This window comes from Roseibaca sp. Y0-43, assembly GCF_020667835.1.
Lineage (GTDB): Bacteria > Pseudomonadota > Alphaproteobacteria > Rhodobacterales > Rhodobacteraceae > Roseinatronobacter.
Window position 1 is genome coordinate 223,415 of sequence record NZ_JAFMPR010000004.1, and the last position, 12,631, is coordinate 236,045.

Annotated in this window: 15 protein-coding genes; 7 read left to right on the forward strand and 8 right to left on the reverse strand. The window is 63.4% G+C overall.

Annotated elements, in window-relative coordinates; translation table 11 throughout:
* Positions 1-15: 15 nt before the first annotated feature.
* Complete coding sequence (irr, locus tag J1C52_RS06910) at positions 16-417, forward strand: Fur family transcriptional regulator Irr (RefSeq protein WP_227427200.1); 402 nt, start codon at positions 16-18, stop codon at positions 415-417.
* A gap of 26 nt (positions 418-443) precedes the next feature.
* Here irr and J1C52_RS06915 read toward each other — a convergent pair whose 3' ends face one another.
* The 6 genes from J1C52_RS06915 to J1C52_RS06940 form a co-directional block, all read right to left on the reverse strand.
* The gene (locus tag J1C52_RS06915) at positions 444-1,910 is read right to left on the reverse strand and encodes an inorganic phosphate transporter (protein ID WP_227427201.1); all 1,467 of its coding nucleotides are present in this window, start codon (positions 1,908-1,910) and stop codon (positions 444-446) included.
* A gap of 94 nt (positions 1,911-2,004) precedes the next feature.
* Positions 2,005-2,409 carry an NUDIX hydrolase gene (locus J1C52_RS06920; protein WP_227427202.1) on the reverse strand — a complete coding sequence of 135 codons (405 nt, stop codon included), beginning with the start codon at positions 2,407-2,409 and terminating at the stop codon, positions 2,005-2,007.
* A 136-nt stretch (positions 2,410-2,545) separates the two neighbouring features.
* Positions 2,546-2,965 carry an alternative ribosome rescue aminoacyl-tRNA hydrolase ArfB gene (arfB, locus tag J1C52_RS06925; RefSeq protein ID WP_227427203.1) on the reverse strand — a complete coding sequence of 140 codons (420 nt, stop codon included), beginning with the start codon at positions 2,963-2,965 and terminating at the stop codon, positions 2,546-2,548.
* A gap of 247 nt (positions 2,966-3,212) precedes the next feature.
* A complete protein-coding gene (locus tag J1C52_RS06930; protein ID WP_227427204.1) occupies positions 3,213-3,848 on the reverse strand; it encodes a queuosine precursor transporter in 636 nt (211 codons plus the stop codon).
* Between the two features lie 103 nt (positions 3,849-3,951).
* Positions 3,952-4,335, reverse strand: coding sequence for a large conductance mechanosensitive channel protein MscL (mscL, locus tag J1C52_RS06935; RefSeq protein WP_227427205.1), 384 nt, complete (start codon positions 4,333-4,335; stop codon positions 3,952-3,954).
* Between the two features lie 70 nt (positions 4,336-4,405).
* Positions 4,406-4,855: a YtoQ family protein gene (locus tag J1C52_RS06940; protein ID WP_227427206.1), complete on the reverse strand. Its 450-nt coding sequence runs from the start codon at positions 4,853-4,855 to the stop codon at positions 4,406-4,408.
* 147 nt (positions 4,856-5,002) lie between these two features.
* Here J1C52_RS06940 and J1C52_RS06945 point away from each other — a divergent pair, with 147 nt between their 5' ends.
* From J1C52_RS06945 to J1C52_RS06970, 6 genes are all read left to right on the forward strand, one after another.
* Complete coding sequence (locus J1C52_RS06945; protein WP_227427207.1) at positions 5,003-5,656, forward strand: protein-L-isoaspartate O-methyltransferase family protein; 654 nt, start codon at positions 5,003-5,005, stop codon at positions 5,654-5,656.
* A 28-nt stretch (positions 5,657-5,684) separates the two neighbouring features.
* Entirely contained in the window at positions 5,685-7,055 is a 1,371-nt protein-coding gene (locus J1C52_RS06950) for a TolC family outer membrane protein (RefSeq protein WP_227427208.1), read from the forward strand.
* Between the two features lie 125 nt (positions 7,056-7,180).
* Entirely contained in the window at positions 7,181-7,804 is a 624-nt protein-coding gene (locus tag J1C52_RS06955) for a hypothetical protein (protein ID WP_227427209.1), read from the forward strand.
* A gap of 118 nt (positions 7,805-7,922) precedes the next feature.
* Positions 7,923-8,843: an MBL fold metallo-hydrolase gene (locus J1C52_RS06960; protein WP_227427210.1), complete on the forward strand. Its 921-nt coding sequence runs from the start codon at positions 7,923-7,925 to the stop codon at positions 8,841-8,843.
* A gap of 3 nt (positions 8,844-8,846) precedes the next feature.
* Entirely contained in the window at positions 8,847-9,800 is a 954-nt protein-coding gene (locus tag J1C52_RS06965; protein ID WP_227427211.1) for an MBL fold metallo-hydrolase, read from the forward strand.
* 246 nt (positions 9,801-10,046) lie between these two features.
* Positions 10,047-10,967, forward strand: coding sequence for a LysR family transcriptional regulator (locus tag J1C52_RS06970; RefSeq protein ID WP_227427212.1), 921 nt, complete (start codon positions 10,047-10,049; stop codon positions 10,965-10,967).
* A gap of 23 nt (positions 10,968-10,990) precedes the next feature.
* Here the strand turns inward: J1C52_RS06970 and J1C52_RS06975 are convergent, their stop codons facing one another.
* Both J1C52_RS06975 and J1C52_RS06980 read right to left on the reverse strand, forming a co-directional pair.
* Complete coding sequence (locus J1C52_RS06975) at positions 10,991-12,058, reverse strand: YeeE/YedE family protein (protein ID WP_227427213.1); 1,068 nt, start codon at positions 12,056-12,058, stop codon at positions 10,991-10,993.
* An 83-nt stretch (positions 12,059-12,141) separates the two neighbouring features.
* Positions 12,142-12,552, reverse strand: coding sequence for an ArsR/SmtB family transcription factor (locus J1C52_RS06980; RefSeq protein WP_370633236.1), 411 nt, complete (start codon positions 12,550-12,552; stop codon positions 12,142-12,144).
* Between the last annotated feature and the right edge of the window lie 79 nt (positions 12,553-12,631).

A 12,631-nucleotide genomic window follows, 5' to 3' on the forward strand; every position in this document is an offset into this window, starting at 1 on the left:
ATAACCGACCGCTCCATGGAAATGGGCGCAAACTGGCTGTCGCGCGCGCAGGTGCGCCCGACGCGGCAACGCCTGTCGCTGGCAAGCCTGCTGGTGGGCGATGGCTGCGACCGTCATGTGACCGCCGAAGGCTTGTTCATGGCGGCCAAGGAAAAGGGCGAAAGCGTTTCGCTGGCAACGGTTTACAACACTCTGCGCGCCTTCTGCGACGCGGGCCTGATGACCGAGATCACGGTCGATGGCCAGAAATCCTATTTCGATACCTGCACCGACGATCACCCCCATTTCTTCTGGGAGGATTCGCAGGAACTCAGCGATGCCCCCTCGGCAGAACTGGAGATTGCGCGCCTGCCAAAGGCACCGGAAGGTGCGGAAATCTCGCGCGTGGATGTCATTATCCGGGTGCGCCGCAGCTAAGCCACGCGTCCTGCGCGAAGGACAGCTTACAGCGTAATCAGACGCATTGCCTGAAACAGGAACGCCGACAGGATCGCGGCGGATGGCACGGTCACGACCCAAGCCGCGAGGATGGTGGTGAAATGCCCCCGGCGCACAACCTTCTTGCGCGTGCGCAGTTCCGGCGGAGAGGTCGTATCCAATCGGTTCTTCTTCAAAATCCGCTCGTGATACCATTCCCGAAAGAACCCGACCCCGAAGATCGCACCGATCGCGATATGGGTTGAACTGACGGGCAACCCCAGCCATGATGCGAAGATGACCGTGATCGCCGCCGCCAGCGAGACGCAATAGGCGCGCATCGCGTTCAGGCGGGTGATCTCGCTGCCGACGATGTTGATAAGCTTTGGCCCGAACAGCAGCAGGCCCATTGACAGGCCAACGGCCCCGATCAGCATCACCCAGAACGGAATGCCGACGCTGTCGGACGATCCGCCGATCTGCACCGCGTGCACGATCGCGGCGACTGGCCCGATGGCATTGGCCACGTCATTGGCCCCATGCGCGAAGGACAACAGCGCCGCCGAGAAGATCAACGGAATGTTGAACAGGATCTTCAAGGATTTCTTGCGGTTCTCCATGCCCTCGCTCTGGCGGCGGATGACCGGGCGCATCAGCACCGTCATCACCACACCGATGACCAGACCCGCCAGAAGCGCCGTGTCGAAGCCGACCTTGTAGATCTTGCTGAACCCTTTCAGCGCCAGATAGGTCGTGAAGCAGCCCGCCATGATCCCGATCAGGATAGGCACCCAGAAGCGCGCGGCTTCGATCATGTTGGGGCGATAGATGATCCGTGACTTGATGACGGCCAGAAACGCCGCCGCGAACAGACCGCCCAGCAGCGGCGAGATGACCCAGCTGGCCGCGATCTTGCCCATGGTCGCCCAATTGACCGCGCTGAAGCCTGCCGCCGCCACGCCCGCGCCCATCACACCGCCCACGATGGAATGCGTGGTAGAGACCGGCGCGCCGATCCATGTGGCCAGGTTGACCCAAAGCGCCCCGGCCAGAAGGGCGGCCAGCATGGCCCAGATAAAGGTCTGGGTTTCCGCCACCGCCGATGGCGCGATAATCCCCCGAGAGACGGTTCCCACCACATCGCCGCCCGCGATCAGCGCGCCCGCCGTTTCGCAGATGGCCGCGATGATAAGCGCCGTGCCGATGGTCAAGGCCCGCGCACCGACCGCCGGCCCCATGTTGTTGGCCACGTCATTCGCGCCGATATTCAGCGCCATATAGGCACCGATGATCGCGGCGGCGACAACGATCAGCCCCAGCGGGTCGAAACCGATCAGCGCGGCGGCGATGATGCCGGTCATCGCCATGAAGGCCAGCGCCACACCAGAGGCAACAAGCGGCCGCGCGGTATAGGCCATGGCCTGCTCGAGCGCGGAAATCCGGTCCAGATCCTTGTTCAGGGTCTTCCACGATTTTTCGAATTGTTCCGACACGCCGCGGACCCCTGTGTAACGGATTTGTGACGGCGCGGGGATAGCACCGCTTCCACGCGGCGGCAACACTCAAGGCGCGGGGGCGGTGCGGGTGTTACATGTCCTGAAAAAGCCGTGCGAGGCCGGGGGTCTTCACCATGCGCGCGGCTTCCGCCGGGCTGACCCAGCGGCGCGTGCGCTTCGCCGCTTCTGGGTAGGTGTCATGTGTCTCTGTCACGTCCAGCCGAAACACCTGCGCGCGGCATTGCACCGGCAGGCCGCTATTCTTGATCTTGGTGTAGTTGAACGACCCGAACGGCTCGCTGCAAATCTGCCCGCGCACGCCGGCCTCTTCCCAGGCTTCCTGTGCGGCGGCTTCGGCCAGCGTCAGCCCTTTCATGGGCCAGCCTTTCGGGATCATCCACAGTTTGCGTGTCAGGGTCTGGATCAGCAGCACTTCGGGACCAGCCGCGCCGGGGCGCAGGCACATGGCCGCGACCTGAATGAAAGACGGCCGCATGAATTCCAATGCGGCGGAAACAAGTTCCCTTGGTCGGCTGGGCGAATTCATCTGCTCTATTCCTTGTTGTCGGATGCGCCTGCCATGAATTTGTATCAGTTTTATGACGCGCCGGGCTGTTTCGTGACGCTTGCGGCTAGTCCGTCGGCGGTGTGGCGCGCCCGGCCTTGATATTGGCCCGATGCGCCTTTGCTTCAAGTCGGCGGCGCTTGCTGGCCAAGGTGGGCCGGGTGGCGATGCGCGGCTTGGGGCGCTGGGTGGCCTGACGGATCAGCTCTGCCATGCGGGTGCGCGCGATCTCTCGGTTGCGGGCTTGGCTGCGCGTGTCTTCCACCCGCAGCACGACCGCGCCGTCCTGTGTCCAGCGCCGCCCCGCCAAGCGTCTCAGTCGGTTTTTCACCGGCTCGGGCAAGTTCGGGCTGCGCGCGGCTTCAAAGCGCAATTCCACCGCAGAGGACACCTTGTTCACATTCTGCCCGCCCGGCCCTTGCGAGCGCGTGAAGCTTTCGGTGAATTCCCAGTCTTGCAGCGTGATTTCAGCGTTGATCTGCATCATTCCTCTGGCGGGCAATCGAAAGGGCCGCCCAATTTTTGGACGGCCCTAAACGAGCTTCAGGAGATGGAGCCGAATTAGAGCACGGCCCAATCAAAAGGGGTTCCCCATCGGGGCTGCCGTCAGGTTTTGCCCCCTCTGACTGTCTTCGCACCTCTCTCCAACATCACTCTAGACACTGGACCACCTCCTTTCTTTGCGTTGCTGTTAATAAGGATGGTGGCACATATTTTGTGTTTGTCAAAAGAAATTATGCGACAGGTTGCGTCATTCGCGCGACGATCAGGCGGAACGGCACCAGTGCCAGCAGCGCGAGCGACAGCTTTACGCCCCAATCCGCGACCGCCAGCGACACCCAGAGCGGCATTTCCGGCCCAAAACCCAGCAAAGGCAGGATTTCACCGGCCCAAGACACGTCATTGGCGGGTTCAAGGAAAGAAAACGCCGCCGAAAACGCGATGCTGAAAAATAAGGCAGTATCGAGCGTTGAGCCGACAAGCGTCGAGGCCAGGGGCGCGCGCCACCACGCGCCGCCATGCCTGTCTTCGCGCAGGCGGTCGAAAATGGCCACGTCGATCAGTTGCGCGGTCAGGAACGCGATCCCCGACCCCAGCGCGATCCGCAGCGTCACCAGCGGGCCGAATTCGCCCATGATCTGTGTGCCGATCAGCGAACAGACAACGCCCACGCCAAAGCCCACCCAGACCACGCGGCGGGCGGCGGCGGGGCCATAGACGCGGTTCATCACGTCATTGACAAGGAATGCCAGCGGATAAGTGAAGGCCCCCCATGTCAGCCAGTTGCCGAACAGGAATTGGACAAGGATATTCGAGGCGACGACAGTGGCCGCCATGGCCAGAATGCCGGGCAGATAGGTGCGGGTCATGGATATGGTCCGTTTTGGCAAGGTTGCGGAGACTTGTGTCCTGAAACAGGACAGGGCGCGCATAGTGCGCGCCCTGACGAAATGCAAGCGATGTGCCGGCGTCCTAGCGCGCTTTCAGTGTGTCACGGATTTCGGCCAGCAGCTCTTCGGTGGTTGGACCCTTGGGCGCTTCTTCGACCGGGGCTTCTTCCTTCTTGGCCATGCTGGCCACGCGGTTCACGCCTTTGACCAGCAAGAACACCACCCAGGCGATAATCACGAACTTGATGACCGCGTTGATGAAATTGCCGACCATGAATTGCGCATCACCCAGGCCGAAGCTGATGCCGCTGAAATCCACCCCGCCGATGACCAACCCGATCAGGGGATTGACCAGATCATCGACCAGCGAGGTGACGATGGCGGTAAAGGCCGCGCCGATGATGATGCCGACGGCCATGTCCATGACATTACCGCGCATGATGAAGGCCTTGAACTCGTTAATCATGGGATGCTCCCGGTTTGTGATAGCGATACCAAGATTAAGCGCGGCGCGGCTCGGTCTGTAAAGCCGGTTTTTAGCGGGGGAGGGTGCCGTCGATGACATAGCGCAGGATCTGGGCGACCTGCTCTGGGGTTTCCACCACGGCCAACGCGGCGGCATCGACCTCTTTCAGGGCGTGCTGATGATCGGCGCCATGCATCACGATCAGCGATTTGCCCAAGGCCGCCGCATAGCCCGCGTCAAAAGCCGCGTTCCACTGCTTGTATTTCTCGCCAAAGCGCACGACGACGATGTCGGCTTCCTCGATCGCCTTGCGGGTGCGGATTGCGTTCAGTTTCGCGCCCTTGTGGTCATGCCAGAACTTGTTGTCCTCTGCCCCCAGAATGGCCACGCCGCAATCGTCCGACGCCGCGTGATCCGTCACCGGCGCGCTGAAGCTGACTGGCAACCCGTCAGAGGCTGACACCAGCGCCTCGCGCCAGTCGGTGTGGATTTCGCCCGCAAGGTAAACGCTGTAATGCATGTCGTGATCCTTTCTTTTGCTGCGCCGTCATCTAGCACGATGCACGCAAAGCCAAAACCCGCGCGCGGCGCTCTATGTCATGTTGCGATGGGGGGCGTTCTGTGGCAAGCACGGGGCAAGCCGAAACTGAACCGGAGAGTTCACGTCATGCCCGATTTCGCCGCCCGCCGCACGATGATGGTCGACACGCAAGTGCGCCCTTCGGATGTCACCAAATTCCCGATCATCGACGCGATGCTGGCAATCCCGCGCGAACGCTTCACACCCGACCGCCTGGTCGAGGCCGCCTATATGGGCAACAATATCGAGCTGGGCGCAAACCGCGTCCTGCTGGAGCCGCGCACACTGGCCAAGATGCTGGACGGGTTGAACGTCTCTGACACCGACCTTGTTTTGGACGTGGCCTGCGGCACCGGGTATTCGTCGGCGGTCCTGTCGCGGATCGCGCAGGGCGTGATCGCGGTGGAAGAAGATGACACGCTGGCAGATGACGCAGAAGCGGCGCTTGCCGCCATCGGCTGTGACGCCGTGGTTCTGCATCGCGGCCCGCTGACCCAAGGGGCGACGGAATACGCGCCCTATGACGTTGTCATCGTGCAAGGCGCGGCAGAGGAGTTTCCCGACGCGCTGGCGGCACAGCTTGCCGACGGGGGCCGCGTGGCCTGCGTCTTCATGGAGGGGGCGCTGGGCGTGGTGCGTATTGGGGTGAAGCGCGGCGACCGCGTGGCGTGGCGCGATGCGTTCAACGCAAGCGCACCGGTGCTGCCCGGCTTTGAAAAGGCACGGGCGTTCAGCCTGTAAACGACTTGGACCAAGGAAGGTCGCACATATGATCCGTTCTCTCCATGCGCTTTGCATTACGGCGGTCTTGGCGGCCCCGGTGCCGGTAATGGCGCAATCCTTGGCCGATACTTTCGTCGCCGCTTACGAGAATTCGAACCTTCTCGAGCAGAACCGCGCATTGTTGCGTGCCGCCGATGAAGATGTGGCCATCGCCGTGGCCTCTATGCGGCCGGTGCTGAATTTCATCTCCGGCGTCGAGGCGCGGGCGGCTTCTGGTCCTGCGCCCATGTCGATTACCATGTCCTTCAACCTGAGCGCCGATGTCACGCTTATTGATTTCGGACGCGGGAAGCTCGCGAAAGAGGCCGCGAAAGCGCAGGTCTTGGCCACGCGTCAGGCGCTGGTCAATGTCGAGCAGCAGGTCTTGCTGGATGCGGTCGGCGCGTTCATGGATGTGCGCACCGCAATCGAGGCGGTGGCGCTGCAACAGGCCACGGTCCGCGTCATCACCCGCGAGCTGAGCGCGGCGCGCGAGCGGTTCGAGCTGGGCGAGGTCACGCGCACCGACGTGTCGCTGGCCGAAGCGCGGCTGGCAGCGGCGCGCTCGCAACTCGCGGCGTCCGAGGGTGATCTGGCGGCGGCGCGCGAAGGCTACAAGCTTGTGACCGGCAGCTACCCCGGCAATCTGCGGCAAGCCCCGGCGCTGCCGCAAACCGCGGCCTCGCTGCAACTGGCGCAAGACATCGCCCGGCGCACTCATCCCAGCATCTTGCAGGCGCAGTTCGAGGTGACGGCGGCGGAATTCAATGCCGAACGCATCGAGGCGCAGCGCCATGGTTCTGTCACCGGCAATGCCCGGCTTGGCCGCAGCTTTACCAATAACGGCGGCGACAGCACCACCGCCAGCGCCGGGCTGACCTATGCCCGCCCGATCTATCAGGGCGGTCAGATCCGTGCCTTGACCCGTCAGGCCATCGCGCGGCGCGACGCGACCCGTGCGGGCCTGCACCAGACCGTGGCGCAGGTGTTGCAGAACGTGGCCCTTGCCTGGGCCAATCTGGACGTGACCCGCGCGCGCATCGCTGCCAGTCGCCAACAAGTCGCCGCCTCGCAGGCCGCGTTCGAGGGCACCCGCGAAGAGGCCCGCTTGGGCGCGCGCACCACGCTCGATGTGCTGAACGCGGAAAACGATCTGCTCAACGCCCGCACGACCCTGCTTCAGGCAGAGGCCGGGTTGCAGACGGCAACCTACGCGCTTCTGGCCAGCATGGGGCTGCTGACGGTCGATCATTTGGGTCTTGGCATCACGACCTACGACCCCGAAGCCTATTACAACGCGGTCAAGGATGCGCCCGCGCTGTCCGCGCAGGGCGAGGCGCTGGATCGTGTGCTGCGTGCGCTGAACCGGGGCGAGTAACCTTTCGCGCGCATAGGTGATTGTCTGAACGCGCCGGACGCGCTACGTTAACATTTGTCAAGATCGAAGCCGGGCAGCAGACCCGGCGTAGTCGCGGCGTGTATGGGTAGGCGAAAGGGCAAGACATGACAGAGGCGATGTCGCGTCACGAAATTGAGGACGTGTTGTCATCCATCCGTCGGCTGGTCTCGCACGAGGACCGCAGCCCGCAGGTATCCGCGCCGCCCGCATCAGCGGCCCCCGCCAAGCTGGTCCTGACCTCTGCCCTGCGGGTCGATGGTCCTGATGCGCAAGACGACAGCACATCCAATCATGCCGAAGCGCCCGAAGCTTTACCCACTCCGTCACCGGCCTTTGCCGATGCGCCAGCGCGCGCGCCGCTTCTGACCCGGATCGCACAGGCCGGTCAGGCCATCGCTGCGACCAGCACAGAACAGACGCCCCCAAGCGATGCGTCCCAGCCCGCTAGCGCGGCCCCTGACCCGCAAGCGCCGATGGAAGACGCCGTTACCGACACCGTGCTGGAAGCCACGCTTGCGCGTCTGGAGGAAGCGCTGTCGATCACCCCGTCGAAGCCAGACAGCCCGGCCACGGCCGATGCCGTGATCGACGAAACCGCGCTCGCCCAGATCGTGTCGCAGATCGTCCGACAGGAATTGCAGGGCGAGCTGGGCGAGCGGATCACCCGCAATATCCGCAAGCTCGTCCGCGCCGAAGTGGCGCGCGAATTGCAGATGCGAAACCTCTGAGCGGGCTTGCATTCGGCTTTCGCCGCATATTACACATGATGCACGGAAACCCCGCGCTCTCCCTCGCTTTTCCGGCATAGCCCCGCGTCATGCGGGTTTTTTCTGAGGGAGAAAACACATGCATCGTCGTCTTTTTCTGCAATCGACCATCGCGGCCAGCTTGGCCGCGCAAGGCCTGTTGCCCCGCCGTGCCCGCGCCACCACCACGCTAGAGGCCGGGGGCGCGCGGCTGGACATGGTGTCGGATGGCAACCTTGTCCTGCCTTTCGATACCACGCTGGAATCTCTGCCTGCCGAATTTCTGGCCGAATTGCGCGACCGTTACGGGTTGACCGGCGACCAGATGACCCCGCCGTGCAACCACACGCTTCTGCGCGACGGCGACCGCACCGTTCTGTTCGATGTGGGCGCGGGGTTCGATTTCATGCCAAGCGCCGGGATGTTGCCCGACAGCTTGGCAGAGATGGGGATCGCACCGGAAGATGTGACCCATCTGGTCATCACCCACGGCCACCCCGACCATATCTGGGGCTTGCTGGATGATTTCGACGAACCTTTCCTTCCAAATGCCGAAATCATCATGGGCCGCGCGGAATGGGAATACTGGATGGACCCGACCACGATCGACACGATCGGGGCCGAGCGCCAGTCCTTCGCCGTGGGCGCGGCGCGGCGTCTGGAAATGATCGCCGACCAGGTCACGCTGATCGAGGACGGGGCCGAAGTGGTGCCGGGCGTGCTTGCCGTGGCCAGCCATGGGCATACGCCGGGCCATATGTCGTATCAGGTGCAGGTCGGCGGGCAGGGCGTGCTGGTCACGGGCGACGCCATTGGCAACGGGCATGTGGCGTTTGAACGTCCGACATTCGCCTCTGCCTCTGACCAAGATCCGGAAACCGGCGCGACCACGCGCGCGGCGCTTCTGGACCGCATCACCGCCGACGACCTGCTGGTCGCGGGCTTCCATGTCGGCGATGGCGGCCTTGGCCGTGCCGAAAAACTGGCCGATGGGGCCTATCGTTTCAATCCGGAGATTTAATATATGTTGCGTTCCATGCTGCTCGGGGCAACCGCACTGGTCTGGGCCGGTGCGGCCCTCGCCTCCGAGGATATTGCGGATAAATACCCGCAATCCGTGCTTTACAACAAACCGGTCGAGGTCATTCCCGGCGTCTGGTCGTCCATCGGGGCCACCGCGCCGCCCACCTATGAAAACGCGGGCCATAACAACAACCTCAGCTTCATCATCACCGGCGATGGCGTCGTGGTCATCAATTCGGGGGCGTCCTACAAGCTGGCCGAAGCGCTGCACGCTGAAATCCGCGAACGCACCGATCAGCCCGTGAAGCTGGTCATTGCCGAGAACGGTCAGGGCCATGCGATGCTGGGCAACAACTACTGGATTGACCAAGGCGTGCCGGTTCTGGCCCATGTCGATGCCGCGCATGAGTTCGAGAAGGACGCGGGGCAGGGGCTGGCCAGCTTGCAGAACTACGCCCGCGAGAACGCCGAGGGCACTGTGCCCATGGCACCCACGCTGACATTCGAGGACAGCTATGACGCCTCGATGGGCGATTTCCGCATCGAAGTGCTGCATCTTGGCCCGGCGCATAGCGCGGGCGACACGCAGGTCTGGCTGCCCGAGCAGTCGCTGATGATCGCGGGCGACATTGCGTTTCAGGAACGGATGCCGCCGATTTTCGAGGGCACCTGCACAAGCTGCTGGATCGAGACATGGGAAACCGCGTTCGAGCCGTTGAACCCGACCTATGTCATTCCGGGCCACGGCCACCCGACCAACCTTGCACAGGTGCGCCGCTATACGCATGACTATCTTGTCTACCTGCGCGAGCAGATCCGTGCGCATATCGACGAAGGCGGCGATCTTACATCGGCCTATTACGTCGACCAGTCGCCCTATACGCATCTGGATACGTTCGAAGAACTGGCGACGAAGAATGCGGGCGTCGTCTTTTCCGAGATGGAATGGGAGTGACCGGGCACCCCGGTTCCCCGTGACACGCTGCTACCAGATGGCCCGCATCACGCGGGCCATTTTTCTTGTTTGCGCGCAAGATGCGCCCGCTAAGCCAGGCCAAGGCACGCGGGCCGAACGAAAGCAGGTGCCGAAGCGCCGCCACCCGCGCGCCCAGATCGTCCAGGTCGGATTGTGTATGCTCTGGCAGCTTCAAGGCGCGAATAATCGGTTGCATCTTGGCCTCCATAGGTCATTTATGAAAGGATGGCTGATGAAAACCCGGAATTATACGCTCAAGATCGGATTGATCCTTTCGCTGGTGAAAAGCTAGGCTGGGGCGATCTGGAAGTGTTTTTCCATGTCGCGGCCTCTGGCGGGCTAAGCGCGGCAAGCCGCCATACGGGGCTTAGCCCGCCCACGCTTGGGCGGCGCATGGTGGCGTTGGAGCAGCGCGCCGGACAGGCCTTGTTCCAACGTGGGCCACGCGGCTACAGCCTGACCCCGGCAGGGCAGGCGCTGTTCGCGCGCGTCAGGGCGATGAATGCGGCGGCCCAACCGGTGAACGACCTGCTCGCGCCAGAGGCGAGCCGACCCTTGATCCGCGTCTCGGCAGGCACCTCGACCGCGCGGTTTCTGGGCGACAACCACCATGCGCTGTGCCGCCCCGATGACGGTTTTCGCCTGCACTACACCACCACAGAGGTGACGCTGGATGTCAGCCACCGCGAGTTGGATCTGGGGATTCGCAACTCCCGGCCCGAAAGCGGCGCGGTCGCGACCCGGCGGCTGGGGCAGGTCGCCTTTGCGCCCTATCGCAGCTGGTCGGCCCCGGCGTCAGGGATGTCGGGCTGGGTGGCGCTGGACCTTGCGAATGCCCGCCACCCGGCGGCCCGCTGGCTGCATGGCCAAGACCTGCCCATCGTGGCCATGGCCAGCTCGGTCGCGATGGTGCATGACCTTGTGCGCGCAGGTGTGGGGATCGGGTTGATGCCCTGCATGATCGGCGACCGCGACGACCGGCTGTGCCGGGCCGGTCCCGTCGTGGCAGACTTGACAGAGGATCAGTTCCTCGTTTTCCATGACGACGACCGCCACAGGCCGCCGCTGCGTCGGCTGATCGAGCGTCTGGTCAAGCTATACGCGGATCAGGCCGCGCTTCTGGCTGGCGAGCGCCCGCTGCGCTGAGCGCGGGCGCGGCGCTCAAAGCGTCAGACCGCCACGGGCAAGCTGCGTTGACCGCGCTGGTCGACCAGCAGATCGGTGATCCCTGCGCCGACCCACATGCTGAGCAGTGCAAGCCAAGCCGTCGCGGCGAAAACCGATGCACCGGTCAGCGAGCCGATGGCACAGCCGCCCGCCAGCATCCCGCCAAAGCCCATCAGGGCCGCGCCGAACAGCGAGCGGCGCATGGCGTTGGCGCCGTCATAGCCCTGCCATTTCAACTCTCCCGCGAACAGGGCGGCCAGGAATGCGCCCAGCACCACGCCAGGCACCAAGCCGATATCGAAGCGCAGCTGCGGGGCCGGTTCCAGGAAGAACATCAAGGTATTGGCCGACGGGCCGGTGAAGGTGGCCGAGGTGACGTTGACCGGGTCAAAGGCGATTTGGGCCAAAGTCCATGTCGCGATCCAGCCAAGCGCCACGGCAAAACCGACGCCAGAGGCGAAGATCAGCGAGCTCCATGTCAGTTTGTGCCGAAAGGCAAGAAAGAGCGCGAGCAATGCACTTGCCACACCAAGCTTCAAGCCAAGGTTCTGGCTTAGTCCGAGCAGATCCATCAGATGGACATTGCGCCCGCCCGAGGTTGTCCACAGACTGGCAAGCCAGGTGCGGAAGGGCGCAAGCCATCCGTGCAACGCCATCTGCGCGACCAGCGCGAAAACCAGACCGGCTATGACAGAGCGCAGGTTGCCCGTGGCCGCCAAGACCAGCAGCCGTCCCGAGCAGCCGCGCGCCAGAACCATGCCCGCGCCGAACATCAGCCCGCCGATGATCGCGCCCGACCAAGAGCCTGCAACCGCCATCAGCCGCGCATCTTCGGCGCGGAACAGGCCCAGCATTTGCGCGCCCTGCACCCAGACCACGGCGGTCGAGAATGTGAGAAGCCAGATCGCCATGCGAGGTCCAAGCTGGCCGCGCGCGAATTCGACGGTGGCGGCGCGCAGGCAAAAGCTGGAGCGTTGCGCGGCGATCCCGAACACCATGCCGACGAACAGGCCCATCAAGGCCTCGACAGTGTTTTCGCCCAAGGTTTCGACAATCGGAATCAGGTCCATTTCAGCGCGCCCCAGATAATACGAGTGTGGGGCACACTAAACCCATGCGGGCCATGTTACCTTGATCTGGATCAGCGTGCGGCCTAGCGGGTGCGGAACATGCGCTGCATCATCAACACCGCCTCGCGTACCCGGTCATCGGCCAGCGAATAGATGATCTGGTTGCCTTCGCGGCGCGTTGTGACCAGCTTTTCATGGCGCAAACGGGCCAATTGCTGGCTGACAGCGGCTTGGCGCGACAGGATCAGCTTCTCCAGCTCGGTGACGGAACAATCCCGTTCGCACAGGTGATAAAGCATCAACAAGCGCCCTTCATGCCCCATCGCTTTCAGGAAATCGGCGGCGGCGCGGGCCTCTGTCTGAAGGGTGTCATGGTCAATCTCGGAGGTGGGCGGAAGCGATGCCTCCGCCATCTGGCGGGTTGGCTGCGCCGATCCGCCGTGCTCCAATGATTGCCCGTCTGGCAAGGTATGCTTTCCGACCGTTACTGTCATGGCCGCGCCACTTTGGCGCCGTGTTGTTTGCCTGACTGTAGCAGATCGGAACGCGACTGGCGAGTTCGCAGCGCGCAAA

Coding starts and splice junctions, on each gene's coding strand:
- J1C52_RS06945 (WP_227427207.1), top strand. CDS start 5,003: ATGCCCGATTTCGCCGCCCGCCGCACGATGATGGTCGACACGCAAGTG.
- J1C52_RS06965 (WP_227427211.1), top strand. CDS start 8,847: ATGTTGCGTTCCATGCTGCTCGGGGCAACCGCACTGGTCTGGGCCGGT.
- J1C52_RS06970 (WP_227427212.1), top strand. CDS start 10,047: ATGGCTGATGAAAACCCGGAATTATACGCTCAAGATCGGATTGATCCT.
- mscL (WP_227427205.1), bottom strand. CDS start 4,335: ATGATTAACGAGTTCAAGGCCTTCATCATGCGCGGTAATGTCATGGAC.
- J1C52_RS06950 (WP_227427208.1), top strand. CDS start 5,685: ATGATCCGTTCTCTCCATGCGCTTTGCATTACGGCGGTCTTGGCGGCC.
- J1C52_RS06920 (WP_227427202.1), bottom strand. CDS start 2,409: ATGCGGCCGTCTTTCATTCAGGTCGCGGCCATGTGCCTGCGCCCCGGC.
- arfB (WP_227427203.1), bottom strand. CDS start 2,965: ATGATGCAGATCAACGCTGAAATCACGCTGCAAGACTGGGAATTCACC.
- J1C52_RS06930 (WP_227427204.1), bottom strand. CDS start 3,848: ATGACCCGCACCTATCTGCCCGGCATTCTGGCCATGGCGGCCACTGTC.
- J1C52_RS06955 (WP_227427209.1), top strand. CDS start 7,181: ATGACAGAGGCGATGTCGCGTCACGAAATTGAGGACGTGTTGTCATCC.
- J1C52_RS06975 (WP_227427213.1), bottom strand. CDS start 12,058: ATGGACCTGATTCCGATTGTCGAAACCTTGGGCGAAAACACTGTCGAG.
- J1C52_RS06960 (WP_227427210.1), top strand. CDS start 7,923: ATGCATCGTCGTCTTTTTCTGCAATCGACCATCGCGGCCAGCTTGGCC.
- irr (WP_227427200.1), top strand. CDS start 16: ATGGAAATGGGCGCAAACTGGCTGTCGCGCGCGCAGGTGCGCCCGACG.
- J1C52_RS06980 (WP_370633236.1), bottom strand. CDS start 12,552: ATGACAGTAACGGTCGGAAAGCATACCTTGCCAGACGGGCAATCATTG.
- J1C52_RS06940 (WP_227427206.1), bottom strand. CDS start 4,855: ATGCATTACAGCGTTTACCTTGCGGGCGAAATCCACACCGACTGGCGC.